Raw genomic sequence first — 26,114 nt, forward strand, 5'->3', positions numbered from 1 at the left:
ACCGTATAGGCCTGCGATTGCATGCCCGCCGTCTTTCCCGCAGACTGGAGATTATTCCCGTTTTGCCAAGGACACTGCGATGCAAGCCATAACCTATGATACTTTCGGCCCCGCGCGGGCTGTCCTTTCCCTTAAGGACATCGAACAATCCGCGCTCAAGGCGGGCGAAGTGCGCGTCCGCTTGGTCTATTCGGGCGTGAACCCTTCCGATGTCAAAGCCCGCTCGGGCTCCCGGCCCGGCATCACCACGCCGCCCTTCCCTGTCATCGTGCCACACAGCGACGGCGCGGGCGAGATTGAAGCCGTGGGCGCGGGTGTTGACCCGTCGCGCGTCGGCCAGCGGGTCTGGGTCTGGAATGGTCAGTGGCAGCGCGCTTTTGGCACTGCCGCCACCCACATTACCCTGCCCGCGTATCAGGCAGTCCCTTTGCCGGCCTCGGTCGGCTTTGACACCGGTGCCTGCCTCGGCATTCCGGGGCTAACCGCCTGCCACGCGGTTTTCGGTGGCGGCGGCGTCGCCGGAGAAACTGTGTTTGTGCAGGGCGGTGCGGGCACCGTGGGCCTGCTCGCTGTGCAATTGGCCAAATGGGGCGGCGCAAAAGTTATCTCGACCTGTAGCACCCGTGACCGCGAGCGCGTTAGTGACGCCGGAGCCGATACGGTGCTGGCCTATGACGCCCCCGACCTTGCCGCTCAAGTGCTGGAAGCCAACGGTGGCAAACCTGTTGAAACGGTGGTCGAGGTCGAATTCGGCTGCAACATCGCGGTCGATAGTGCCGTGATCGCCCCGAATGGCCGTATCGCCGCCTATGGCTCTGCCAAAAAGATGTCTGCCGAGCTTGAGTTCGGACCATTGCTGTTCAAAGCGGCCACCATCGACATCATCCTGATTTACCTGCTGCAATCAGGTGCCCGTGATAACGCCATCCACCGTCTGCACGACGCACTGGCGGACGGGGCGTTGACCTGCCCTATCGAGCATACTTTTGCCCTTGCCGAAACCGCCGCCGCGCATGAGGCGGTCGAAGCGGGCGGGCGTTTTGGCGCTGTTCTTGTGAGCTGCGCAGGCTAGTTATCGGGTCAACGCCCTCGTTAAGGGCTGAGGGCGTGCGACCCTATGATATTGAAGTGATGCCCAAATGTGGCACCACTTCCCAAAGATTTGGATAAGAACCATGCGTTTTGCCGTCGTCCTTATGTGCCTGTTCTTTGCGCTACCCAGCTTGGCGCAGACCACTGCCACCCAGCCGACAGGTACCATTGGCATTGATGACAGCACCACAACTGACGCCGCCATTGCCAACCGCATCCGCGATATCTTGCGCGAACTCGCCGGCTACGGGGATGTCAGCGTGTCGGTCTCATCCGGCATCGTTACCTTGCAAGGCACCACGCTCGACACGCCCACAGCCGCGCGCCTCACCGATCTGGTCAACCGGGTCGAAGGCGTAATCGCCATCGAAAATGAGGTGCTAGAGACCACCGATGTTGTCGAACGTCTCAACCCTGCGCTGGCGCGGTTCAAAGCCCGAGGCACCCAACTCATCGCTTTTCTGCCACTCGCCGCTATTGGCCTTACTGTCTTTGTGCTGATCGTATTGCTCGGCTTCTTTCTTGCCCGCCTGCGCCAACCTTGGGAGCGGCTGTCACCCAACGCTTTCATCGCCGATATCTACCGGCAGATTCTGCGGCTGGTCTTTGTCATCGGCGGGCTGGTGGTGGCACTGGATATCATCGGCGCCACAGCGCTGCTGTCCGGTATCCTCGGTGCGGCGGGAATTGTCGGGCTGGCGATCGGTTTCGCGGTCCGCGACACTGTGGAGAATTTTATCGCCTCTATCATGCTGTCGGTCCGCCAACCGTTCCGCCCCCATGACACGGTCGAGATTGACGGCGACCAAGGCAAGGTGATCCGCCTGACCAGCCGCGCCACCATCTTGCTTAGCTTTGACGGCAATCATATCCGCATCCCCAATGCGACCGTTTTCAAAAGCCGGATCATCAACTTTTCCCGCAATGCCGAACGCCGCTTCAGCTTTGCCCTCTCGGTCGGCCCCGACACCGATCTGGACAAGGCACGCCGTCTTGGCGAGGCGACGGTAGCCGCCCTGCCCTTCGTGCTGGAAGCCCCCGAAGCTTCCGCATGGATAGAATCGGTCGACGACTTTGGCTTTACCCTTCAGATGGCCGCGTGGATCAACCAGACCGACACCGACATCGTACTGGCCCGCAGCGAGGCGATCCGCCTGACACAGGCCGCCTTTGACGCCGCCGGCTTCCAGCCTGCCGTGCCAACCTATCGAATCGACCAGGTCCCACGCGCAGCTAAGCCTGTGGATCCGATTGCGGATATGTCTGCGGCCCCACAGGCGCCAGCGCCGGTCCAGCCGGTGACCGCCACTGCTGACAAAGAACTGGAGAGAATCGTCGCCCAAGAGCGCGCAGATTTGCCTCAAGGCGATCTCTTGCGGGCCGATGGCAGCGAGGAATAGAATTTTTTGCCAAAACGGGTCTTGCGTCCCGCGCCGGACAACTCTAATTACGCCTCACGTTGGGATGTAGCCAAGTGGTAAGGCAACTGTTTTTGGTACAGTGTACCGTAGGTTCGAATCCTACCATCCCAGCCACAAAATCCAGAAAAAACCATAAAAACAGGCCTAACCGGCCTGATTCCGCACGGAAAGTGTCACAGTCCGAGAAAACTGTAACACGCAGTGTGACACATGGTCCCCGTCGGACCCGATATGCGCCCGCCCGCAAACACCCTCATTCGGCAGGCCCCTATCTGATGCGTCGGGGGCGAATCTTCTACTTTCGCAAGCGATTGCCTCTTGTCGGATCAAACCAGCAATCAAACCTGTTTCTGTGTCTCTCTTTGCAGACCGACCTCCCCTTCGACGCCGTGAAGCGCGCAGCCGCGCTGCTCACGGTCTACGAGCGAGAGGAAAACAAGATCGTGGACGCCCTGGAGACCGGCACCTTGTGTGCAGAAGACATCAAAACCATTCTGACCGCGCAAATGCGCACGGCATTGGCCAAAATTCTGGCCATGCAGCCGGGCATGAAGGATTGGGACGAAAAAGACTTCGACGTCCGCATTGCAGCCCTGGAAGCTGAAAACAAAACACTTCGGCGGGCTGCACGCGACGCAAATTGGGACAGTGTGCGCGATCTCCTGAAAGCTGCCGCGCAGTCGGTCGGTTTGAACATCCCCGATAACATCGGCGATGATCTCGGGCGACAAGCCATCTCCGTTAAAAGGCGCCTCAATGATGTGGAAGTCGAAGTTCTCGAGGGGGACGATGTGCGCCAATGTGCAAAGCCGATCCTCGTCGAGTGCGGGGCGGAAAACTTCGAAAAGTTTATCACAGCACCGGTCACTGCGGGTGCGGCCTTTGAAATGGTCCGAAAACTATACCCGTCTCAAGCAATGCGGACCATAATCGATAGCTTTGAGAAAATTTACACCGAGCATTTTGGGAATACGCCTCCAACGGCCGTTCACCGGGCTCGACAAGAAGAGTTCTTTGCCTGGCTGTCTCGACTACCCAAAACGCACGGTAAGTCGCATGGCCGCAATCGCGCAACCAACGCAAAAGAAGAAAAGGGGAAAGGGCCACAAGGGAAAATAGTTTCCAAAAACCAAGAAATTTCAGAGGCGGATGCCATGGACTACACTGTCATGGAGGAGATCCGCGCGATCAATGGCATCTCGCTGGTCGAGAAAAGAGCACAATTGGCAGAACGATTAGTGCCTCGCCTCACGATGTCCACTTTGAAAAAGAACCGCGATAGCTTGAGCCGTCTTTTCAAAGCCGCAGAGAAGCTTGGTGGCGAAGTCCCAAAAGTGGTGAGTTATAAAGACCTCGACGAGATTGTGAAAAGAGGAGCTCCCGACGACGAACTCTATGTCCGTGTCACCAAACCCAAGACGCGGATGCCTTGGACCAAAGATCGGATCGCCTCATTTCTATCCTGCCCGATTTATACCGGATGCCATACCAAACTCCATCGTTCAAGGAGAGGGCGGATTGTCGTACGTGACGCGACCTATTGGGTTCCTCTCATGGTGCTCACACTTGGATCTCGAATAGCTGAAATCCTACATCTCAAGAAGTCAGATGTGGTGCATCGGGATGGGCAGCTTTGCCTGACATTGAACTGGGGGCCTGAACACAGCGGAAAGTCTGAAAGCGCGCGGCGTATCCTGCCAGTGCCGGAGCTCCTACTGCAACTCGGGTTCGCTGAATGGTTTCAACATCTGCCAGAAGCGCAGTTCATGCTGTTCCCGGACGCTCTGGCCCGCAGCCAGAAAGGCGACGTAACAAGTGCATTTGGCAAACACCTGCACCACATTCTCGAACGCCTTAAACTGGCTGATTTTGATCAGGATTTCTACGCGTCACGTAAGACTCTTTCGAGCATGCTGGATCATGCGGGGGTCCAAGAAAACCGGCGCCAGGCTATTGCTGGGCATCGGCATGGTACTGTGCTGAACTGTCACTATACCGCCCACGAAGTGGAGCAATTGAAATCCGCACTCGATGTCGCGGATTTTCAACTCGAGATTAGCTTCGACCCGAAACTGGGATTTCCGGTCATCCGCAAATGCAATTTGGGAGGCAAGATCGTATTGGACGTCGATGTGACACTGAAAGCTAATCATCAAGTCGCAACACTTTTGGTTCGAGACCCCGGCAAAGCTGAACCGGTGTTCGAGTACGCTTCGAGCGCCGATAATACGCGCCAAGAACGCTGCAAAGCAGCTCAGTCGATGGCTGCTATCGCAAAGCAATATTCTTTGCGAATGCCGCGCAATTCCGACAGGCGCAAGGCGATTGAGCACCTCATGGCATATGCGTAGAGCAGCCCCTATCGCTCTAAAGTCGACTGAAGCGTCAACGCCCGGCGCCCCTGTAAGAAGCTTGTTGCCCGTGATCTATGAATAAGTCTTACTCGTTGAGGCGGAGCCGTAGAAAGCCAGCCGGCGGGGTTAGGTAAGCTGCACAACTGCGACTGACTATGATGGTCAGCAACTCAGGCTAACCTCTGAAAGCACCCGCTGGGCTGGCATCCGTGCGCCTGCCTACCCGCGAGCCAAGACGAAGCTCTGCCGCCGGCAGATTAACGAGCGGAGGTCTTCAAGCTTGCATATTAACATAACCGCGAAGCCTTCCTTAAAAGCAGGACCACTACAGATGATGACGACATTGCGGCTCTCAGAGCAAAATGCTGTTGCCACCTGCAGTCAAGATGCGGGCTCCGACTTCATATCCTCACCTGAATCGATAATCATCATCCGGTTTGCCGGAAACGGGCGCAGAAGCTTGGCCGCATCATCAGGCGAGCCCATCAGCCATGCCTCCCAATCCGACTGGTCCACAATGACTGGCATGCGGTCAGGGTGAATTGGTTTCACGGTCTCATTTGGGGTGGTCGTGACCATCGAGTAGGTATCGATCTCCGTCAGTTTCTTGCCGTATGATCCGCGGTAATGGTTCCAAATTCCGGCAAACGCGAAGAGAGAACGGTCATCAACCGCAAACCAATTTTATGTCCCTGGGGCTCGACCTTTGTGCTTCACCGAAGGATGTGGCGGGTACCAGACAACGCCGGCTTTCGAAGCTTGCCTTCCAAAACCTGGAGATGCGGATTTTGTCGTCGCGCGCATTGTTAATGGCCTTCGGCTGGATCGGATCTCCAGTTTTCTTGGATTTCTGAGGCATCACAAACCCCCAGTGCATCGCTTTTAGGTCACGAGATCCCTCTAAAATTACCCTGACCACGGGTCCATCATTCTTTGGATAGATTGCACGGAGGGGCTCAGCATTCCCAAGCAGATCGTTAGCCGCAGGAACGTCGAACAAGCGGCGCATGAGCTCCTGAGTGGAGGTATTGGCATAAAGGTTGCACATACGAAAGACTACGTCGACCAGCAGGGTTCGGCAATTGCTTCGAAGCCTGCCTGCCATTCTCAGCGAGCAGTCGGATAGGGCTACTTGGCAGCCTTCCCGTGTGTTTTATTGCCCTATGATCGCCTTGCGCCGTTTTACCGCGCTCCAAAAACACGTCCGGGGTAATTTTTCTCGGCACAGTCCGCTTTCTACCTCTTAGTCACATTGAGGCAGGCGACCTTGTCACAGCCAGATTGTAGTAAGTGGATTGGCCTATACTAAATTCTCAAAACCCACATGCTTATAAATCGCCGGCATTTTATGCGATTGTAGGTCGAAAATGAGCGTAGATTTTTCCATAGAGTTTAGTTCTTTTTTCATATTCTGCTCTGAATATTCTTTCAGATTGCAATGTCGGGCGCAAATTTCATAAAGCCAGAGAATGATTGAGATAAGCTACTGCCTAAAGAATTCCCAAAAAAGTTAGTGCACCGCTTTAAAGTCTGCGCTAAGAGCGCAACCTTAATGCGTAACCTTAGTTGGAGTAACTAAAATGAACGACGATCTCAGAGGAATGTCTCGCAAAGAGCTTGAGAAGCTACTCGCAAAAGTTGAAAAAGCACTTGAGACCTCACGGGCTCGTGACCAACGAGATGCTCGTAAAGCTGCACAAAAAGCGGCTGCGGAATTCGGGTTTTCGCTCAATGATATTTCAGATGATGAGAAGCCAACGGCCAAGAATACCAAGGTGAAGGCAAAGGCCAAAAAAGCTAAGAGCCCATCAAAGCCTAAGTTCGCAAATCCATCTGACAAAACTCAGACTTGGACGGGCAAAGGCCGCCAGCCAGAATGGTATCGAACTGAAATTGAAACAGGCACAAACCCTGACGACATGTTAATCTAACTTGGAATTGCTCAGGGGGATGTTTGATCTTGGCAAACTCTCTCTCTGAGAACGAAAGTGAATATTAGTTTACAGCCTGCTAATCGCTCAGACTGGGCCTGTTGCGTATTCGGGCCGCCCCCAGCACTCGTTTAGCCACCTTACGTTTAAAAGCGACTGGGGTTTTCCATCCCAGTGCTGAGGTTCGGCATCACTAACCATAAAAGCTGTTGATGTAATCAAAGACTGCGACCTCAGCCTGTGAGAACTAAGACCACGCCGCTTTTGGACGGACTCTGTATATTTCAAGCCTGATACCTTTCACGCGATATCTCTCGGGGCACCAGCCAAATGTCACTATAAAGGCTGACCAATGTGTCCGGTTGGGCGTTGTTTTGATCGTACGTCTTCATCGGCTTTTCCTCATCTTGCAGCGACCAGTGGCATCCGGCAACCTGATCGCAGGAGGGCCTGGAATGACCCAATGTTGTCGTTTCTTATGAAACGACGCATGCTGGGTCCAAAGAACTGTGGAGAGTAGAATGGCAGCACTTGCAGAGAGAACAGCCTATTCGTATCGAGAGGATCCAGCCGTTCCTGCCTTCGACGACAGTGGTCAAATAGCGGTGATGGACGGCGACTGCGCACTTTGCTCCTGGGGTGCGCGCACAATCGCGAAACTGGATAAAGCTGGGACGTTCCGCCTTTGCCCCGCCCAGTCGAAAACCGGCGATGCTCTCGTACGTCATTACGGACTGGACCCGGTTGACCCTGAGACTTGGCTCTTTATCGAAGACGGGCAAGCATGGTCCGGTATGGAAGCGATCATCCGGATTGGCGAGCGCTTGGGCAGTGCAGCAAGGCTCGCCAGCCTGTTACGCGTTCTCCCGCGAGGGCTCCGCGAATGGATATATCGCCGTATAGCGCACAATCGGTATCGTTTCGGCAAGTCCGACATGTGCGCTACGCCCGACGATAAGCTGCGCCGAAGACTGATGACCTGAGCATTCCGCGATATTTACGCATGTGTACATTCAAGGGAGCAATCTCGGCCCTAACGGCCATCCAGCATGGGCTTGGGATGCTGCGTCTGCAGCCCGCATTGCCGACATTCGCTACAGGCGCGAAAAACTGGAAAGGTCGAACTCGTAGCCTAAATGCGAAGCGGTCTTTCGTTGTTCGAGCACCGGACGGCTCTCAGAAAACCCCCGCCACCTCATACATTACCGGCTCGAAGCGTGTGGCAAGCCCTGCAATCTCGCGGTTCCGTGCTCGCATTTCTTCACTACGTAGCATCGCCTGAAAGTCCTCACGATTCGCCCATTGCGAATAGTTTGCTATCCGCGTCTGCGCGTCGTTAACGTGCAAACCCGCGGCGATGAAGCCGGGCTGTTGAGAGATGAAATCGCGATAGGCTCCCTGCAACTTGTCCATTAGATCAGCGCAGGTGCCTGGGGAGCATTCGAACGTGGTGATGACGGTCTGGCATGCGGCGGTTGTATCAATCTTGAGCATCGAGTCCTCCTCCATTGCATTATAGCAGTTATCGCACCGTCTTGCGCGGGTGCATGATTGCTCGGCGTCGACCAGCGGTTTTAAGACAATGAATGGCACGAAGTCTGGGTATATTTGGTTGCTTTCGGACCTCGGAGGCAGCAACGCGTCTTGATAACGGGTTCAGGGTGTCAAAGGCAATCGCGGCCCATTGCCGCCTTTCACCCTTTGGTAGACATGCTGCGCTGCGGCCTGTCGAACCGGCCATTCGTGCATCGCGCAGCATACTCACCGCTTAAACGTCGGTCTGCGGACAACGTGTGCTTTCGTTGCGCGTTCGCCAATGACCGCTTTATTCACTTCGAGGCGGCATGCTTTGGTCGACCTGTCTTGCCGCTCTACTCGATTATCTCGAATGCATGTTGAAGAACGGTCGCGATGGTGGCGTTATCAACGCCTTCTTTTTGCATCCGCATCGCTCCACCGTTTTGAGCGTCGAAGTAAAGCGCCGCAGCATCGGTTGGTATTTTCAAACCGCACTCCCCTTTTGATTTAGCGGTCTCTATCCAGCCCATGTAGGCGTCCAACACCTCTTGGCGAAGCTGATCAACGTATTCACCTGTGGCTGACCCAAGGCTATCGCGCTGCGCACGCATGGCGACGAACAGGCATCCCAAGGGCAACCCAACTGCCTCGCGGTCTTGCGTTGCGAACGAGACCAAAGCGGCCTTTGCAGCGGCAAAGCTCTGATCTTGTTTCAGAATGTCGAACAACGGCAATAGAGCCAAGCTGCGATAGCTCTCGAGTGCTGCACGTTTCAAACCGTCATCGCTCCCGAATTCGCGGTAGATCCCGGGTTTTGAAGCACCTGTCAGCTTGCAGATCTCGCCGATGGAGACATCGGTCGGGCTGACATCCCAATATTGCATCAGCGCGGTCTGTAGAACGCGTTCTCGGCCCAGAGTTTTTGGTCGACCTCGTTTTTCAGTCTTTTCCATTTCGGACCTCTGGGTATTTTATAATTGACAGGCACGTACCGTACCCATAGTTACGAAATAAATAGAGAAAGCGCCAGACGCCCTACAGGAGCCCAAGTAAGATGCCAAAAGACCCAATTGGAATGCTGGGCCGCATGAACGCGGCAAGCTTGATGATGATTACGCCTGAGTTCTTCAAAGTGCGGCGTCTGCGTGCCAAAGGGGCCGCAAAAATAAGCGAAACCCCAGCACGTTTCGCAATGAAACCGGAACGCATGACCTTGGACGGTGTGGATATCCGCTTTGCGAGGGCCGGCAATCCGAACGGTCCAACCGTGCTTTTTCTGAGCCCACTACCGCAAAGCATCCTATGCTATGATAAGGTTTGGGACGCTCTTGCAAATGACGCTAATTTGGTCGCCCTCGATCTGCCGGGCTTTGGCCGCAGCGCAGGTGACATGAGCTTTATGACATTCGAGGCGCAAAGTGCCTTCCTGGAAAAATTTGTCTCCAAAATGAGTCTGACGGACATTCATATTGTCGCGCCTGATATCGCGATGCCGGTAGCGCTGCACTATGTCATTCACCGCAATCACAAGGCAGCAAGCATTTTAGTCGGGGATGGACCGGGCATTCTGCCTTCGGACAACGGCAGCCTTGTCACCAAGATTATTCATTCCGGGTTCTGGCGATCGATGGTGAATATGACCGGCCCGCGCGCGTTTATTGCAGGTGCCATCCAGCTTGGGTACTTGCACTACAGCCCATCAGCAGAAGAGGTCGCGGACTATGTTGCCTCATACAAAGGGCGGATTAGTCAGGTTTCTCGATGGTTCAAGCATTACCCAGAAGGCTCCAAAGCCATTGATCCCCATCTGGATACGCTCGAAGTCCCGGTTCATGTTTTTTGGGCTGATCAAGACGCTTTCCTGACAACCGATAATGCAGAACGATTGCACAAGCGCCTTCCCAAGAGTGCTTTGACAATTTTTGAAAATTGCGGCCATTTCTGTTATCAGGACAAGGGTCAGGAGTTTACCTATCTGGTCCGAAACTGGATCACGGGTGGGTATCACTTGGGGACCACATATGGCTGACTTCTTTTACGTCTCGATCACTGGATTGCAGCTGAAAAGAGTATGGCATGCGCCGAGGTTCTGGCTTCATGCAGCCGCATCAATGTCGCAAGCAAAGTCAGCGGATGGATGCCTCTCGGCAGATGCACGCACAATCGACGGCGTTCATCACACTTTAACTGTTTGGACTTCTCGCAAAGCTATGCTGGCCTACCTTTCGACGGGTGCGCATCTTAAGGCGATGAAGGCGTTCAAATCGTTTGCAACGGGTAAAGTGTATGGCTTTGAAACGGCAAAGGTTCCCGCATGGCCAACAGCCCATGCCCTCTGGCTCGACAAAGGTCGGCAGGTCTGATGACCTGCCCCTCCAAACGTCTCAGCGCTCAAGAAGATGATGCGTGAAGAGCAATGCTGACCTTGGTTTACTACGCAGCATCGGTCACATTGGGCACGAAGGAGCTATTCGCCGCCATCTCAGCCACGGACTGCTGCGGACTTAACCGTCATCCGACATTGCGAACTTAGTGTACGCTCTCGTGTCCACTTGTCGAAAGAATATCAAGGATAAGCAGGTTCGTCATGTTTTCCTTCTTGAACCATTCAGGCGTCACCAGTTGCGCGAGGCCCCACTGTGCAACCTGACCTTTTCCATTTCTGACGTCGACGTTTCGCCTTATGCCAACACTGGCCCGCTGAGATGTCGGCAAGATTGACAGAACAGTCCCCGAGCTCGCGCATCAGGCCGGGGCAATTGGGTCGGTCCTGATCAGGCGACGCTTTTCCGGACTGACAGCAGCTTTGATGGTTACCAGCATTTCAACCAGCACCCGGAAGCTTTGTTGGAACTCCTGTCGGAAAACACGAGCTAAATTTCTACTTCGATCCCTGTTATTTTAGGAGGGGTCCAAGACTACGGCTCAGCGCTTTGGTCATATGCTTCCCGCGCAGCATCGATCGTGGTGAGATTTTCCAGTGCCCAATAACCCAAAGCACTGACAGGTTCTCGGAATGACTGACCCATTTCGGTGAGATTGTATTCGACTTTTGGTGGGATTGTTGGGTGATAGGTTCGGTTCACGAGACCGTCGCGCTCCAACTCTTTCAGAGTCAGGCTGAGCATCCGTTGCGAGATGCCAAGGTTGCGCTTGAGTTCATTGAACCGCAGCGTCCCGTATTGGGCCAAAGAGATCACGACAAGCACGCTCCAGCGGTCACCAACACGCGACAGCACCTCATTGATGCGTTTGCAGTCGGGGCATTGATCGTTGTCCAGCATGGCGGTTCCCTTCGTGTAACCGAGGTTCAAAAATGTGCCTTCTTGCGGCGCATGAAAGTACCTCATAGGTAGTCGGTTACAAATATATACCGCCGATTGAAGGCGCTGACAATAGGATGAAACACATGACTGCAAAGCCACTAAATGATCTTCTGAAATGGCGCTACGCCACCAAGAAAATGAACCCTTCCAAAGCTGTTTCACAGGACAAGGTTGATGCGATTATTGAAGCGATCCGCATGTCGCCGACATCCAGTGGCACGCAACCCTTTGAGCTGCTTGTGGTGACCAATCCTGACATCCGAAGCAAGATCGCCGAGGCAGCCGGTGGACAAGCGCAGATCACTGATGGCTCCCATCTGTTGGTTTTTGCGGCTTGGGATAACTACACAGCCGAGCGCATTGATAACGTCGTTGATCTGAATGTCGCGGCACGCGGAGACCTACCGATGCTTCGCGCCTACTATGACAATCTCAAGGCCAACTACCTGCCGCGCGAAGCAGAGGAAAATTACGCACATGCCGCGCGCCAAGCCTACATCGCGTTGGGTGTCGCGCTGATCGCCGCCGCCGAGCAAGAGGTCGACAGCACGCCAATGGAAGGGTTCGATCCCGATGCCGTGGACGCGATCCTTGGCCTTAAAGAGCGCGGCTTACGGTCAGTTGTGTTGCTGCCTCTTGGGTATCGCGACGAGAGCGGCGATTGGTTGCTTCCTATGGGTAAAGTCCGCAAATCACGTGACACAATCGTCACGGAGGTCAACTGATATGAGCTTTCTTCGCAAGCTTTTCCGCGCGACGCCGACACCCACTATCGACGGTGCATTCAGCCCTTCACCTTTGGCGATTAAATTGGGAACGTCGTCCACCACGGATTACGATGGCGGGGCTTATGCCAAACCTTACGTGGGCCGCAAAAACCGCCTGCTGATGATCTGCACCGAAGAACGCAATATGACGATGGCCAACGGGAAAAAATTCTCTACGGGCAACCATCCCGTCGAGATGGGTTTGCCAATGCTTCATCTGATGAATGCAGGCTTTGAAATTGATATTGTGACACCCACCGGCAGGCCTGTCGCAATTGAGGCGTGGGCGATGCCCACTGAAGATGCGGACGTCAAAAGGCTTTTCCGCGACTATGCAGATGCTTTTGCAAACCCCGGCAGCCTTGCAGAGTTCGTGGCAAGAAAGATGGATGATGCAGCGCCTTATGCGGCGGTTTACATCCCCGGTGGCCACGGTGCGATGCTCGGTTTGCCCGACAATGCCGACGTCGGAAAAGTGCTGCATTGGGCCCATGAAGAAGGTTTATTTACGTTAGCTCTTTGTCACGGTCCCGCCGCACTGCTGGCCGCCAAGACCGAAAAAGGGTTCTTGTATGACGGGTACCAAATGACCGTGTTTCCAGATTCAGTTGATAAACAAACCCCGATGATAGGCTACTTGCCGGGCCCTATGCCGTGGTGGGTTTGTGAGAAATTGACTGCACTGGGCGCACAGATCAGCAATACGAAAGCGGATGCATCATGTCATATCGATCGGCGTCTGATTACGGGTGCGAGCCCCAAGGCCGCGAATGCTTTTGGCCGATTGGCAGCGGAAACTTTGCTGAAATAAGTGCGTGAGCTCGAATCTGGTAGCAAGGCGCATTGCAGACATTTGTGCGCCTTGCAGCATCGGTCGAATTGGTCTCGGTGCTGCCTTCCGCGGTGCAGAAAGAAACCCCGTTTATCCGTTTGTCTGAATGTCAGCTCTCGCCCGAGGGGCAATCCTGGCTCGCAACTGCAGCGAATGACTTCTTCCCGCCCAAATTCACCTCACCGAAACCGGGTCCGCGCCTTAGCCTTTTCAAGGCGCTGTTGAATGGGGATCGGATGTTCGCGCAATTTTTCGTTCAGCGTTCTGCAATAGCTCCGAAAGTACTCTTCGATATCTTCGGCGTTACACCTGAAGCAGCCGCGCTTAAGGTCATCAGACCAAGCGTTTGGGCATCCATCATGCGCTTGTGGGCCTCGCGGTCTGCCGTCTTTACGGCGTCAGGCACTACACCGGCGCGCATGTCGTGCAGATTGGAACGCACCACCTTTGTGACCGCCTATTGCGTTTCGATTCTCATATACCGTTACGACGTCATTGGGGCTTGGCGATGGTGGCTCTTGCCGCTACCGTAAGACGACGAATGCCTTCAGCCAGTTTGTCCGGGTCGTTCAGCGTGAAATTAATGCGGATCGAACGGCGGTTTTGGCCCTCGGGGTCGAAGACGCTGCTCGGGGTAATGCAAACACCCTGGAACAAGGCTTCACGCAGGAGATGGTCGGTGTTCATACTGGCATCCCGCGCTGTCGCCCAGACGAACATGCCGCCGGAGGGAACCTGCCAGTCGAACAGGTCGTCCAGATGCGCTTTCATAGCCGCACAGAGCGCATCGCGCCGTGCGCGATAAAGCGACAAGATATTAGGTAAAACATGGTCAGTCAGACCGCTGGCGAAGCTGTCGTGCGCAATCCGCTGGGAAAGGCCCGAAGTTGACATATCAGACCCCTGCTTCGCCGTGACCAGCGTTGTTATCATATTTGGTGCGGCGACTACCCAGCCGATGCGGAGGCCAGGTGCGAGTTCCTTCGACAGCGTGCCCATGTAGATCACCGGCCCGTCATAGAGGCCTTCGTCTCTCTGTGCTGAAAGTGTCAACATCCGCGGCAGCGGAGCACTGTCATAATAAAGCGTGCCATAGGGGTCGTCCTCGACCAGCCATGTTCCCGTGACGTGAGCCGCCTCCACCAGCGCCTGCCGCTCCGCCAGACTGACCAATCGACCCGAGGGGTTCGAAAAATTTGGGACTGTGTAGGCGAATTGTACGCCAGTAAGCGCCGTGACAGGATCGAAGTCATTCGCTTCCAGCCGCATCGGTCGATAAATTGGCTGGCGTGGGCGCCAGGCGTCCAGTGCGCCAAGATATGCGGGACTCTGCGCTGCGATCAGGCTGCCCGGTTCCAGCAGAACCTTTCCGATCAAATCCAGCGCCTGCATTCCGCCAGTCGTAATCAGGACGTTTTCACGGGTCAGCCTCATACCGTGTACAGAGAAGCGTTGCGCGATCAGGTCACGAAGGACGGGAAGACCCTCGATCGGGGCGTAGGCCAGCGCCTCGTGAGGATGTTGAGCGACAGCTGCAGCCGCGAGATCCGACAGGTCCGAGACAGGCCAAGTCGACGGGTCGGGCAACCCGCCCGCCATGTTGATCAGACCGGATATCTGACCCGCCGAAAGGAAGGTCTGCGTTATGTCATTTGTGTCTGACAGCCAGTTGGCAAACGCGGGGCGCTTCATGGATGTATCCTCCGATCAGGTAAACGTCGACACCGTCAACTGCGATGCTGTGATTCAGGCGGCGGGTCGTCGTCTCGAGAGGTGCGGAGTGACATAAGAGATGAGATCTTTAGACCATTACCAACCACTGTAAATTGTCTCGGTTCAATCTCTGGCTGTCAATCTGTGGGAATTGTTGGTTTCCAAGATCTCCCCGCAGCCTATTGATCGGACCAGGTCGACCACATTCCATATTGCTCGGCGCTTTTTGCTCGCGCTCAATCACGCCTTGAATACGTCATCCACCTCAACCTGAAGTCCTGTAACCAGCCCGTTGGTCTGCATAGCCATGCCAATTACAGACAGCAACTCGGTTTGCATCTCGGGCGTCATACCCTTGGCTTTGGCCGCCACCGAATGAGAATGAATGCAATAGCTGCACCCGTTCGCCGTGGACACTGCGATATAGAGCAATTCCTTCACCAGCGGGTCCAGAGCACCAGGCGCCATAACGTCTTTGAGCCGGTCCCAGGTAGCACGCAACGTGATCGGGTCATGGGCCAGCGCGCGCCAGAAATTGTTGATGTAGTCATTGCCGCGTGTGGCACGAATATCGTCGAAGACGGCCAGCGCCGACGCGCTGACCTCCTCATCCGACAAAAGCGGAACGGTGCCCACGCGTTAGACCATTGCAAAGATGCGCGCTGGACCGCCTGAGCCGCCAGCGTGTTTCGGTGCCCCGATGATCAATGTTGCCCCGGCCGCCGGAACCGCATCGAGGCCTGCCAGGCACTCGATCCCGAACCGGCCTGACGGCAGCCAAGCGTAATGAGCCGCAAAATCTGCGGACATGCCGTGATCCAGTGACAAGGTATCCACAGCAATTGACCGCGCTCCGGTCTGCTCCATCAGCATCTCCACCGCTTCGACGTGAAAGCCTGGATAATGTTGTGCCGTCCCGTCGAAATTGCGGAACTCGTCGCCGCCAACCTTGCTGGCCCAACCGGAATGCATCGCCACGCAGGCTCCATCAGGGATATCACCATTGGCCGCGATCCATGCGCTCAGATCGTCCGGCGTGACCTGTGCGTCGGCATCTTCCGCTGCGCGCGTTGCGATGTCGACGACACAGAGCGGCGCCACCAGGTCACTGATCGGGATCTCGTCGACAGAAGTGCCGTCAGCGCTGAAATGCAACGGCGCGTCGATATGGGTGCCGGTATGTTCATTGATGCTCAAGTTATAAAGGTTGAACCCGCTGTCGGCGAAGTTGAATACCTGCTCTGTGGAAAATCCCGGCTCGCCGAAATACGTCGGAAACGTTCCCGACAACGTGTGGGTCATGTCGACCACACCGCCATGACCAGCCGCCAGCGCCGGCTTGGCTACAAAGCTGCCGGCAGCGGCTGCGCCCACCGCGGCCGCCGCTGTGCCCTTGAAGAAGTTTCGGCGTGAAAGCATCTTTTCCTTTACGCTGTTCATCACACAGATATCGCACATTGTTCTAATCCTCCGATACGCCGGCATGCCCTAAGTGACCTCCTGTTTGACAGCAAGATCATCAGTTTCTTCCGCCTAATCAAGCGACATTCCCCAGTAGAACGCCGTAACTCTTATTTTGATGCAAACCTGAACACCGATCAAGCATCATGGGCACGCAGTTGTTCAAATGTCCGCCCTTATGTGTGTTTGTTGGGAATTGTCAGAAGAAAACTTGTTGAGGCGGGCAGTGCGAACACTTAGCGCCGCAGGATAACAAAACACAGCCCCTTCCGATATTTTAAGACGAGCCCAGAGATCATCCGGTTGGCCGTTATGATGTATATTCGGTTTCCACTTTCGCTTCAGAAGATAGAGGATCTGCTGAATGAACGCGGCATCGATATCAGCCACGAAACAGTTCGATTTTGGTGGAACAGATTTGGCCCAATCTTTGCCGCTGAAATTCGCAAGAAAGGGGTCAGCCAGATGCGCGCATATTGATCGAAACGTTCAATTGTGATCCACGTGCGACCCTGAGTAGAACCCACGCCCGAAAGAGATCACCGTCGGTCGCACTGTGCCAATCTTCTTCAGAACCGCCGAACTCTCGCGCCAGCGCCACGCGTGCCGCACCAGTAGGTTGGCCTTTGTCCAGCTTTCGATACTTTGGAAAGCCGCGTGATCCCAACCGGCTCCATCAGGGCGAGTAATTGGCGTCGCGGGGTCATGTCATACAAAACTCACCTGAGCGGGGCAGGCAGTTTCATGCTCTGAGACGATGACTCAAAAAAACCATTCTGCCCTGGCGGAGTGGCGCGACCTCTGCGCAGCCTAACAGATTGTGTTTACTGGAGAACTGAGACCAGTTCACATTTTTCGGACCGCGCCGTTGCCGTAGCTCTGTCAGCTAACTCCATAATCGCTTCCGTGAAGGCTTTGGGCGCTTCCTGTGGCAGATTATGGCCTGCTCCCTCAATAATACGACGTTGATACGGTTAGCATCCTTCGCTTTGGGCTATATAGTTGCCTTGCAGAGGTGCGGGACATTTCCCTGTTTCAATACTATATGAATGTCCGCTCTCGCTTAAGCTGTCCTGCCGCTTTGCGGTCGCAGCGAAAGTCCGTATTCCGCCGTTTGTGTCGAACCTGAGCCGTTCCTGGACCGCTCATAGATCAAACAATTATTCTGCTCCTATGTCGGCGGCGCAGCCAGACACGAGTTGTCCACGAGTAGTATCCAATCCCTCAACGAAGCATTGGGATACTACAGGAGATAGTTGCCAAATTTTCCGACGAACCTATCGTCTTCACTCGACAGCTTAAGGATTAGCGCAGACTTCGACTTTGGTCGCCTAACTGTGGATTGTCTAAGGTAACCAAATCACAAGGATCTTTAAGATCTTTGTCAGTACTCACAAGCCGTACGACATTGTCGTGTAAGTTAATGCCTTCGGAGACAGCAACAATTACATTTTTTCGTTTCCGGTATGATTTTAACAATGCCTGAATGCGTTTGTCATTGCGCCACTTCTCTCTCTTCTCGATCTGCTCATGAAGAGGAGCATATTGTTTCTCCAGGAATTCAAGCTTCGTACGGCGGGCCTCCACATCGCTCCCTTCATTCCAGAAAGAATTATCAAATAGATCTGGTTCACGGCTCAGCCGATCAAGCACTTTGAGAATTTGGGCTATTCGGTCTTTGGTTAGTTCTTTGCCCTGATTTTTGCTCAGCTTTCGCTGGATGTCTCGCACAGTTACGTTCATTGCTCCTTTACTAAGTAGGCTGTCACGCACACTGACAACTTTCTCGACGTGGCCCCTTCCCGTCAGGCCGTACTCACGGATCATAATCATGGTGCTTTCAAAATGGTACTCAGCGTATTTAGTTGCCAGTTTAGCGGTTTCCAAATCGATCGGGCGATTGGATTTGCCAAGCAAGAATTGCAATACGACAAGATAGCTCAGAATCGAAAACCCTGTGCGCCGGATGAACGAGATCGGCAAAACACCGTCGCCCCAGTCATTTTTTAGCCCATGCCACCATTTCTCTAAATACGGCAGGACCCCACCATCTAACTGGTAAGGGGTCGACGCGCCTTCCTGCGCGCAAAGAGCATTCCAAATCTCGCAAAGTTTATCCTGCCATTCTGCTATATTGTCACCGGCAAAATAGAGAAAATGATCAAAGCTGTTTGTATCGGTACGTGGTTCAGCGATCACATAGTTAAACCGCTGGCAAAATCCGTCGAGCATACTGGTCACATCAACGCAGTCGCACCAGGTTTCCCTTACACTGAGCCCCAATAAGGTAAAGTGTGGGTCAGTTATGACAAGCTTTTCTTTGTCGCCTTTGGTTCGGTTGCTGATTGGTCTGTTCGAGTATGCATCCAGTATCCATTGTTTGGTTCGTGCATAGGTTGGGTTTTTATTAATTTTATTAAACTCCTGACCTAATTCATCCTGATACCAGTATGATCCGTTGTTTTCAGCCAGATCAATAATCCATTGCGCGTCGGTCGCTCCAGTGGGAAACATATGTATAGGATTTTCCGTGTTTTGTGGCTGAAGCATTTCTGCCACTTTGTCTGTTGCAAGCGTCTTTGAACTTCCAGAGGAAGCCAAAACAATGGTCCACAAAATTGGCCGTTTGGGATTCAGGCCGGGAATTTGTATGGTTGCTCCAGTCTGTGTTAGAAAAGACGAAGCCATCGATATTAACTGGAACAGCGGCAGCGCGTAGCTCGCATCAGTTTCTTTAAAAAAACTGCAAAGACGTTCGGAGAATGAGCCTTTGGGTATGAGGCTTTCGACTGAGAGAGCCTCTGGACGTTCCCGCAGAGCAAGAACTGCTATCAATTCATCACGTTCGTTCTCGGTCAGCATGCGTCGTTTGCCATTCTCTACGACATTGAGGCCGCTGAACAGTACGTCCTGTGCTTCTTTCGCTTGCTTCTTTGTTCGGTTGCTTACTGTCATTTTGTGCATTCCTTTTTTTCATGCACACGGGACATGGAGACGATTGCAGATTTAGATCTGCCAGGTTTGACCCAAAGTAGGTCAAGAGTATACAGCCTCTGATCGACAACCGACAAATTATATAAGTTATTGTTAACTATTGTTTTTCTTTAATATCGGCGACCGACAGGCGACCGACACTTAAAACTAAAAATCCCTGCGGCCTCAAAAAAATTCCAAGTCCGCAGGGGCTTCTTTGCCAACGACGTCAGGCGAAAAGGTTCACCAAGGTCCTTGCGTCTGCCGCTCTCAGCCGCCTACCCCGATCTCGGCCAGCACCCTGCGCGCTGCCATCCGGGCGCGTACCTGTCCACGAACCAGGGCGAAGCTCTGCCACCGCAAAATCAACCCGCGGAAATCCTCGAGCATCTTGCTGGATAGGAGATCTCCATGCGTACATTCATGCAGTATCCGATTTCCGTATCCCGGAAGAATATCGTTGGCCGCAGCTACCAGCGCCTCCCCCATCGCCGAAACGCATTCATCATCCTGCGCGTCAAAGACCTCACCACAGGCCAAACGGTTGAGTGTGTGGGGCAGAGACCGTCGATGATAGCCCTTCAGCACGGGGCCAAATCGCGCGTAGAGATCGGCAAAGTTGGCCCCCGAACTGATGGCTCTTGCTGCCATGTGCTCGAGATCCTCCTCACGGCGAATGTATGTATAGCTCATGCCGCCACCTCACTACTTTGGCTATAACCATTGCCAGCGGCCTCAAAGGCGCGGTGGCTGTCTATCAGGGCACTCACGGCCTCTGTAAGAGTGCAGATTGCCCAGACAGCCTGGTCGTCGAGGTCGATCATTGCGAAATAGGCGGACTCTTCACGGTCAATGTCGGCGACATGCTCGAGGCTCAGAAGATCATGAAGCCAGTTCAGCTCACGCGCGAGGCGCAGGCTTTTGCCATTAGCACCTGTGAGTGACTGCCGGAACCGCTGCAGCCGCATGAGGGCTGGAGAGCCCCCGAGCAGAAGTACCGAATGCTGCAGGTCCAGATCGTGTTGCGCGATAAAGGATTTAACCTGCGCGAGAAATTGTTTCCGTATCATCGGAAATTCCTTTGTTTATTACCGTCTCCGTTTGACGGCCAAGCACGCGGTTGGAGCTCCTCCTTTCACCCACGCGTTGTTTCGTGTGTTTTTGAGCTGGCTTTGTTGTTGTTTTTCTTGCTGCTCACAAAGAGGCGGCAAGAGAAACGGAAACCAAACCAGCCCACCCTTCCCTTCTTTTCCACCCGCACTGCAAACTCGCGCTTCCGAACCTGCTACTATTTTACGGTCTTCACCACTAAGTTTGCTGGGCAGCTCCAATCTCTCGATCCAGCCCGCGCGCAATTGCGCCTAACAAATTGATACCGGCGATCCGCCTGTAGCGGTTCGACTCCACTTCGTAGAACTTTCGGCTCGTAAGATTGCCATGGCCACACAGGACTTGCGCCACGACCGCGTCGAGCTTTGGATCCGCGGCGACAGCGTCATAGATCAGCGTCCGCACGATGTGCGGCCCGTGGTGTAAGCGCTCTGACATATTGTGCCACAGCCAGTTTTTCCGAAAGGCTTCCAGCCCTGAGCCGGATTGCCAAAAAGCGCAGTCCCGATCCTCTGGTTGTATACGGACCATAGATGCGCTTCGAGGCTGAACATGTGCTCCAAGCTTTGCGTGTTCGCATTTGGTACATTCAAGCTGGACGTCTGCAATGCAGTATTGCTGCTTCGCAACCGCGGCGTTTGACGGCGTTTTGTAGTGCGTCTCAGCTGGCCGTTTGGCCGTCTTATAACGCCCAAGGAAGTTTGCAGACCGGGCAGTCATCATAAAAGGCGGATGATCTGGTTAGGTGCTGGCTGCGGGTGACGCTTGAGGCGTTAAACGACACTCTCCATTCCATATTGGCGCACTGCTTTGCGCAAGGCCGCACGAAAATTTCGCTGATAGATAATCCAGGACGTTTCGCTAACGCTAACGGACTCTCTTGGAAGCTGAGCTATCTCAGCTTGAGCCGCGAGTAACTCTTCGGGCGACGGATCTTCTGAAAATTGGAGATCGGATGCGATAATGGCTCGCCAGATGGTATTCAGCGCCGACCTGTGGCTGGTCGTCGCATCTTTAGTTATTTGAGCCAGCTGCGGCGGCAACGTCGCTTTTAATTCTCCAGATGAGAGATAAACAGGTGGGAAACCTATCCGTTTTGGTGGCAAGAGCCCGCTATCGACCACCGCTGGTATGTCAAAAAGTGCATCAAACGCGACAACCCCTAACCGAAGAAAGCCTCGGTGTGATCCGGCAGCAGACTCAGCGTCCAATGACCAAACCCACTCCGCAGTCACATCAGCTGGAGTAAGCCCTGCGGCTATTGCGTGTTTTTTGAGACGGCTCCAGTTGTGCTCAAGTTTTTCTTTCAGGCCGGCTGCTCGAATTAGAATACGTAACTTCTCCCAAGGATCTTCACGATACCCATTTTGAACAAGGATCTGCAAAACTTCCCGACGCGCGAGCTTGTAGGTGCGGGCGTTTGGAATGCGCTTTTGAAGCGGAGACTTCACGTCGGCGAAGCTTTCCGGGAACATGCCTTCAAAGGATGCCAGAGGAATCATATCAAGCCCGTTCGCGGCATGTCCGAAAAGGTGAATACAGGCGCGCATTTGAGGGGTGAGAGCGTTTGTCTTGTCGATGTCAGCGAAGTGCATAATGGTAACCCTAATTTTAAATTGTTCAGTTTGAGTTCAGATGAGGTCGCTAATGTCGTCATCAATTTTGAAACGCTCAGACATAGTATCGTGGGCGCGGGCGTAGCTCTTTCTGACCGCGTTGCCTGATCTATATTTGGCTTTTATTTTTTCTGAGAAATGGTGGTTTGCTGCAGCAGCATATTGAATGCCAAACTCGCCCATGTCGCTAAATTCATCGTTGATCAGGGTGCGCGCAATATGCCCGCCTGTATCCGCAGCTGCTACCCAAGCACGGCTATACCAAGGGGACGCGCATGGTGTTCTATCGTAATTCACATACAAAGGACGTTTGTCGGTGATAGCTTTAGCGCGCAGGGCATTGAGATATCGAGAATCCTGATCTTGCAGGATCAACGCGTCGATGAACTTGTTCCAGTAAGGCTGGAGCGAGATGTCGAGCAGATCAGGTCTCAGGCACCTTGTCTTTCCTGGAACATAGCAGAAGCGATAGACGCTGCGGGCAGGATCATAAGTAATACCGGCGCCAAAGATGTGATGTTTGCTGACATCGCCCGGACGCGCCGGGATGGCACATCCAATGGCGATTGCTGCCGCACGGTTGCGCAACGCCCATCGTTTATCAGGAGTTTTTGCAGCCTCCGCATGCGCAAGAAATTCTTCAGCTTCTGCCAGCAGCGATGACGTAGTGCCTGCCGTCATAATTTTGCTGAACTTTAGCGGTTCCTGTTTCGCTTCGAGACGCACAAGCACTTGATATGTGTTGCTTAATTCCTCAATTGCGTCGTTCGGAAGGTTGTGGGCCCTGGCGAAACGCCTAAGCTCCTCCCAAGTTGAGCGTAGATAGGACCATCTGGGCACCGCTTCGTTTTTATCGGCTGAGCGGGCCCGCATATCGCGATAAAGCGCCCTCTGTGCAGCTAAGGATCTCAAATCTGGTGGAAGCCCGTCTTGGCAAGATGACCAAACAAACATCCCAAGTCTTCGCTCCATTCTATTAAGGATACTGTCCGAAAAAGCTCGCTCGGCCTTAAGGCGCTGCAGCGTTGACTGCCAAGCATTAGGCAAACCTTCGATAGGCACCGATACGCTGCGCCGGTATTCACTGTTTGGACCTTTGTTTACGCCCTTGAAGCTTGTCCGATGTTCAACCTTTAATCCGGTTTCACGAAGTGCCGCCAACAGCGCGGGACCTGCTCCGAAGCGTGCGAGGGCCTTAGCAAGCAACGTGACTTCAGCCGAAGAAGCAGCCGTAAGCTCGGTAAAGGCTTCGATGTCTACAGCATCTGGCGCATTCAATGCTTGCTCAGCGCAAAAGCGCATGAACTGTTCCAATGCCCGCAATTCGGCATCGTCCATTTCATCCAAGGCAGGATGATCGAGGAGATGCGCCATATGCTCTGCGCGTAACAAAATTGCACGAGGTATCATTGATGCGCCCTCATGCGTTTAATTGTTTCGTCCTGGCCCGCACGAAAAATCTTGGGCTTGTTCAACCAGACGTAGCTTCTGGCACAGACCGCAGGCGTGTTTCCCAGCATATCAGCGGCAAGCCGCAAATTGCTCCAGTTCGTGTCGAGCAAAAGTGTCGCATAGCCGTGACGCCAGAGGTGGAACGTCATCGGGAGATTTGCGCCCGCTACGGCACTTTGGAACCACTTGTCGAAAGTGGCCTTTCCCAACTTAGCTTTGGGTTTTTCTACTGCAGGAAAGAGATAAATGCTCTCTTTAGCATGCTCGAATAGTGGTCTGATTTTAAGCAAATACCAATCTAACACCTGGGGTCCATGAAGCTCTTTTCGTAGTGGAACAGGTTCCTCAGGATTCCCTGATTTTGTTTCGTCTGCGAACAAACGGAAAGTATAGTCCGGACGACCTTTCGACGGTCTAAAAAAGTTGCGACGCGAGCCGGAAATCCGCAATCCGGTAACATTGGACAGCCGGATTGGCCGACCTGCCAACTCGATTGCGCAGGCCGCTGCGCATGTTCCAAGCTGACGGGCTTTTGTGATTTCCTTGTCCGTCAGCCTGCGGCCTTCAGCTTCGGCTGCGCTGAGGATCTTATCGGCTTTTGCCATTAAAATTAAATGCATGCGCGAAAATATGCGTTCACGGTTGGGCTCATTCAACAATGCTTCGCACCACGCTTGCGTGTTCGGGTTCATCCCTTTCGCAAGCTCTTTGCCCTGTCTAAGAAAGACACTGGTTTGGATCGACCGATAGATCTTACTGGTGTCGATTTCGTTGCGCGACAACACGATGAGTATTCTATTGTAGTATCCATAGGCACTGGATTGGCTGAGAGTGCCAGGCAGATGCTCTTCTTCCTCAGTTTGGCGAATTGTTGCCTGCAAATGATCGGACGTTAAAAGATCCCGCACGTCACCTACGGAAGTGAGATCTTTGATCGGTTGATCATAGCCCAGAGCGGCATCAGCAGCACATTTTGTCAGCGTTCGGATATGGTGCCGCAGTGCGGCCAGATAATGTTGGATGGTCGCATCTTTAACGATCGCTCCATCTTTACCGGTTACGTGGTCTCGCTCCGAACCGGCTTCGTTGGCCATTTTGACGAGAACCGCATCCAGATGGGGCGGTAACGCGTCATACTGGCGCGACGTCAGAAACACTCTGACCGGCTCTTCTGGCAAGAGTGATGCAAGTTCGGGAATGAATGCGAAATCGTTCAGCAGACGCTGGGCCTTGCGCACTTTCCCGCGGTCATCTTGTTTCATAAATGCATCTTCAAGCCGATCAAGAACACCCTCTTCCGCCAAGTTCCAAGGCTCGACGTCGGCCCGTCGGGCGGTGTCCGCGAGGATACTCAGGGATGAGAGGGATGCGGTGTGGATGAGACCCGGGTTTTTTGTATGGAGCTTGCCGGCCGCGATGAGTTCGGTCCAGCCATCGACCTGAGCGCGGCGCGCTGTCTTAGCTGTCGCAGCACCTGATACAATTTCAACTGCGCGGATCAGATCAGCGCGCCATTTCATGTAGGCTGTCAGCCCCTGACAAAGTTCGGGGCGGGGATGCTTGCCCCCCTTTGGTTTTGGAAAATGTGCGTCAATCCAGGATAAAGAGGCTGGAATATCGCAGAAAGGTGTGCCTGCGGTATTTGTCTCGAGTCTGCGGAGCGAGGCCAGTAGGTATTCAGGACCGCTGGCTTCAAGCCAGGAACGGACGTCCTTCATAGTGTTGATCTTGCGGGTCGAAACAGAGTGGGGTGGGTATATTTGTGTCATGATATCCATATTGGCTTAAAGGGTAAAATCCAAAATCCGGCATCGGCTAAAACCGGATATTTCCGTCTATGCTGTTAAAAAAGCGAAACACTTAGTGATTTTTCTGAGCCGAAAGTAGGTGGGTGTTTCGCTTTTTTCTGCTTATCCCGCAGAGCTCATTTTCTCAGAGGCGAAGCTCCCGAAAAGCGATTTTTCGGCATTGTTTTGGGGTGCCGCGGATCGGGATACCGTGCCTGTATCGATCGCCGTCTGGGTTTCAGCGGCGACGAACTGCACGCTCTCAGGAAGGTCGAGAAGAATGCCTTCGTCGCGCCACAACAAAACTTCGAGCGGACGGTAAAAACGCATCCGGGGTCCGAAATTTAGTTGTGTAATGGGGAGCGTTTTGCGGCCTTCTCGGAGCGCCTTCGCAAATGTGTCGGGCTTATGCCCGAGCGCGCGTGCCATTTGAGGAAATTTCCAAAGCGGTTCTTTAAGCTTCTCTTCGAGACTTTCGATTTCATCAAGAATGGGGGAGCCGCACGCTGCTAACGCGGCGTGGTGCTCTTTTAAGAACACACCCTCGGTTTTGTGGACCATCCGCCATATCCGTCGCCAAGGATAACGGCCGGCAACGGTCTGTAGGCCAACGACGGTTGCAATATTCGCGACAGATGTCTGGTCTACGTTCAGATGCTGCGCGAGATCAGTTTTTGTAATGCTCTGTAGATTTGAGCGTGCTGGGCCGTGTTTCATAGTCTCTCCTGTGGTTTGCAGGAGGGAGATGGGTCCGCAAAAAG

At 53.9% G+C, this 26,114-nt stretch carries 25 protein-coding genes, 1 tRNA gene and 1 pseudogene; 11 read left to right on the plus strand and 16 right to left on the minus strand.

What is annotated here, in order from left to right:
* Positions 1–79 precede the first annotated feature (79 nt).
* The 4 genes from BM174_RS17480 to BM174_RS17495 all read left to right on the plus strand — a co-directional run bounded on the left by BM174_RS17480 (position 80) and on the right by BM174_RS17495 (position 4,864).
* Positions 80–1,072 carry an NADPH:quinone reductase gene (locus tag BM174_RS17480; protein ID WP_093925143.1) on the plus strand — a complete coding sequence of 331 codons (993 nt, stop codon included), beginning with the start codon at positions 80–82 and terminating at the stop codon, positions 1,070–1,072.
* Positions 1,073–1,175: 103 nt separating this feature from the next.
* A complete protein-coding gene (locus BM174_RS17485) occupies positions 1,176–2,492 on the plus strand; it encodes a mechanosensitive ion channel family protein (RefSeq protein WP_093925144.1) in 1,317 nt (438 codons plus the stop codon).
* 60 nt (positions 2,493–2,552) lie between these two features.
* Positions 2,553–2,627, plus strand: a tRNA-Gln gene (locus BM174_RS17490).
* Between the two features lie 161 nt (positions 2,628–2,788).
* On the plus strand, positions 2,789–4,864 hold the full coding sequence (locus tag BM174_RS17495; RefSeq protein WP_245766430.1) for a site-specific integrase: 2,076 nt from the start codon (positions 2,789–2,791) through the stop codon (positions 4,862–4,864).
* A 384-nt stretch (positions 4,865–5,248) separates the two neighbouring features.
* Here BM174_RS17495 and BM174_RS21615 read toward each other — a convergent pair whose 3' ends face one another.
* Positions 5,249–5,506, minus strand: a complete 258-nt coding sequence (locus BM174_RS21615; protein WP_281244868.1) for an SOS response-associated peptidase family protein — start codon at positions 5,504–5,506, stop codon at positions 5,249–5,251.
* Positions 5,507–5,534: 28 nt separating this feature from the next.
* Complete coding sequence (locus BM174_RS21620) at positions 5,535–5,972, minus strand: SOS response-associated peptidase family protein (protein WP_342742076.1); 438 nt, start codon at positions 5,970–5,972, stop codon at positions 5,535–5,537.
* Between the two features lie 475 nt (positions 5,973–6,447).
* Between BM174_RS21620 and BM174_RS17505 the strand changes: the two genes are divergently transcribed.
* Entirely contained in the window at positions 6,448–6,798 is a 351-nt protein-coding gene (locus tag BM174_RS17505; protein ID WP_093925146.1) for an H-NS histone family protein, read from the plus strand.
* A gap of 521 nt (positions 6,799–7,319) precedes the next feature.
* Positions 7,320–7,781, plus strand: coding sequence for a thiol-disulfide oxidoreductase DCC family protein (locus BM174_RS17510; RefSeq protein ID WP_093925147.1), 462 nt, complete (start codon positions 7,320–7,322; stop codon positions 7,779–7,781).
* Between the two features lie 193 nt (positions 7,782–7,974).
* On the opposite strand, the gene BM174_RS17515 is transcribed toward BM174_RS17510, so the two are convergent.
* Together BM174_RS17515 and BM174_RS17520 are read right to left on the minus strand one after the other, a co-directional pair.
* Positions 7,975–8,292, minus strand: a complete 318-nt coding sequence (locus tag BM174_RS17515) for an antibiotic biosynthesis monooxygenase family protein (protein ID WP_093925148.1) — start codon at positions 8,290–8,292, stop codon at positions 7,975–7,977.
* A gap of 377 nt (positions 8,293–8,669) precedes the next feature.
* Positions 8,670–9,269 (minus strand): TetR/AcrR family transcriptional regulator, encoded by a 600-nt coding sequence (locus BM174_RS17520; protein ID WP_093925149.1) that lies wholly within the window; start codon positions 9,267–9,269, stop codon positions 8,670–8,672.
* A 101-nt stretch (positions 9,270–9,370) separates the two neighbouring features.
* Here BM174_RS17520 and BM174_RS17525 point away from each other — a divergent pair, with 101 nt between their 5' ends.
* Both BM174_RS17525 and BM174_RS17530 read left to right on the plus strand, forming a co-directional pair.
* Positions 9,371–10,345, plus strand: a complete 975-nt coding sequence (locus BM174_RS17525) for an alpha/beta fold hydrolase (RefSeq protein ID WP_093925150.1) — start codon at positions 9,371–9,373, stop codon at positions 10,343–10,345.
* Complete coding sequence (locus BM174_RS17530; protein WP_093925151.1) at positions 10,338–10,679, plus strand: hypothetical protein; 342 nt, start codon at positions 10,338–10,340, stop codon at positions 10,677–10,679. The genes BM174_RS17525 and BM174_RS17530 overlap by 8 nt, the downstream gene beginning before the upstream one ends.
* A 555-nt stretch (positions 10,680–11,234) precedes the next feature.
* On the opposite strand, the gene BM174_RS17535 is transcribed toward BM174_RS17530, so the two are convergent.
* A complete protein-coding gene (locus BM174_RS17535; protein WP_093925152.1) occupies positions 11,235–11,600 on the minus strand; it encodes a winged helix-turn-helix transcriptional regulator in 366 nt (121 codons plus the stop codon).
* 125 nt (positions 11,601–11,725) lie between these two features.
* Between BM174_RS17535 and BM174_RS17540 the strand changes: the two genes are divergently transcribed.
* Together BM174_RS17540 and BM174_RS17545 are read left to right on the plus strand one after the other, a co-directional pair.
* Positions 11,726–12,367 (plus strand): NAD(P)H-dependent oxidoreductase, encoded by a 642-nt coding sequence (locus BM174_RS17540; protein WP_093925153.1) that lies wholly within the window; start codon positions 11,726–11,728, stop codon positions 12,365–12,367.
* A gap of 1 nt (position 12,368) precedes the next feature.
* Positions 12,369–13,220 (plus strand): DJ-1/PfpI family protein, encoded by an 852-nt coding sequence (locus BM174_RS17545; RefSeq protein WP_093925154.1) that lies wholly within the window; start codon positions 12,369–12,371, stop codon positions 13,218–13,220.
* A 513-nt stretch (positions 13,221–13,733) separates the two neighbouring features.
* Here the strand turns inward: BM174_RS17545 and BM174_RS17555 are convergent.
* From BM174_RS17555 to BM174_RS17565, 3 genes are all read right to left on the minus strand, one after another.
* Complete coding sequence (locus tag BM174_RS17555; RefSeq protein WP_093925156.1) at positions 13,734–14,933, minus strand: aminotransferase-like domain-containing protein; 1,200 nt, start codon at positions 14,931–14,933, stop codon at positions 13,734–13,736.
* A gap of 261 nt (positions 14,934–15,194) precedes the next feature.
* Positions 15,195–15,590 carry a carboxymuconolactone decarboxylase family protein gene (locus tag BM174_RS17560; protein WP_093925157.1) on the minus strand — a complete coding sequence of 132 codons (396 nt, stop codon included), beginning with the start codon at positions 15,588–15,590 and terminating at the stop codon, positions 15,195–15,197.
* A 3-nt stretch (positions 15,591–15,593) separates the two neighbouring features.
* Positions 15,594–16,412: a cyclase family protein gene (locus BM174_RS17565; RefSeq protein ID WP_093925158.1), complete on the minus strand. Its 819-nt coding sequence runs from the start codon at positions 16,410–16,412 to the stop codon at positions 15,594–15,596.
* Between the two features lie 252 nt (positions 16,413–16,664).
* On the opposite strand from BM174_RS17565, the pseudogene BM174_RS21455 reads away from it, so the two are divergent.
* Positions 16,665–16,892, plus strand: a pseudogene (locus tag BM174_RS21455) (IS6 family transposase); the annotation flags it as partial.
* A gap of 828 nt (positions 16,893–17,720) precedes the next feature.
* Here the strand turns inward: BM174_RS21455 and BM174_RS17575 are convergent.
* From BM174_RS17575 to BM174_RS17610, 8 genes are all read right to left on the minus strand, one after another.
* Positions 17,721–19,370, minus strand: a complete 1,650-nt coding sequence (locus tag BM174_RS17575) for a DUF3987 domain-containing protein (RefSeq protein ID WP_177209516.1) — start codon at positions 19,368–19,370, stop codon at positions 17,721–17,723.
* A 288-nt stretch (positions 19,371–19,658) separates the two neighbouring features.
* A complete protein-coding gene (locus BM174_RS17580) occupies positions 19,659–20,081 on the minus strand; it encodes a hypothetical protein (RefSeq protein ID WP_093925160.1) in 423 nt (140 codons plus the stop codon).
* Positions 20,078–20,458 carry a hypothetical protein gene (locus BM174_RS17585; protein ID WP_093925161.1) on the minus strand — a complete coding sequence of 127 codons (381 nt, stop codon included), beginning with the start codon at positions 20,456–20,458 and terminating at the stop codon, positions 20,078–20,080. The genes BM174_RS17580 and BM174_RS17585 overlap by 4 nt, the downstream gene beginning before the upstream one ends.
* A gap of 238 nt (positions 20,459–20,696) precedes the next feature.
* Positions 20,697–21,029: a hypothetical protein gene (locus BM174_RS20890; protein WP_143092482.1), complete on the minus strand. Its 333-nt coding sequence runs from the start codon at positions 21,027–21,029 to the stop codon at positions 20,697–20,699.
* A gap of 242 nt (positions 21,030–21,271) precedes the next feature.
* Entirely contained in the window at positions 21,272–22,093 is an 822-nt protein-coding gene (locus BM174_RS17595) for a hypothetical protein (protein WP_093925163.1), read from the minus strand.
* Between the two features lie 36 nt (positions 22,094–22,129).
* On the minus strand, positions 22,130–23,488 hold the full coding sequence (locus BM174_RS17600) for a hypothetical protein (RefSeq protein WP_143092483.1): 1,359 nt from the start codon (positions 23,486–23,488) through the stop codon (positions 22,130–22,132).
* A 32-nt stretch (positions 23,489–23,520) separates the two neighbouring features.
* Complete coding sequence (locus tag BM174_RS17605) at positions 23,521–25,284, minus strand: site-specific integrase (protein ID WP_093925165.1); 1,764 nt, start codon at positions 25,282–25,284, stop codon at positions 23,521–23,523.
* Between the two features lie 192 nt (positions 25,285–25,476).
* Complete coding sequence (locus tag BM174_RS17610) at positions 25,477–26,070, minus strand: hypothetical protein (RefSeq protein ID WP_093925166.1); 594 nt, start codon at positions 26,068–26,070, stop codon at positions 25,477–25,479.
* Between the last annotated feature and the right edge of the window lie 44 nt (positions 26,071–26,114).

Source organism: Sulfitobacter brevis (assembly GCF_900112755.1).
GTDB lineage: Bacteria > Pseudomonadota > Alphaproteobacteria > Rhodobacterales > Rhodobacteraceae > Sulfitobacter > Sulfitobacter brevis.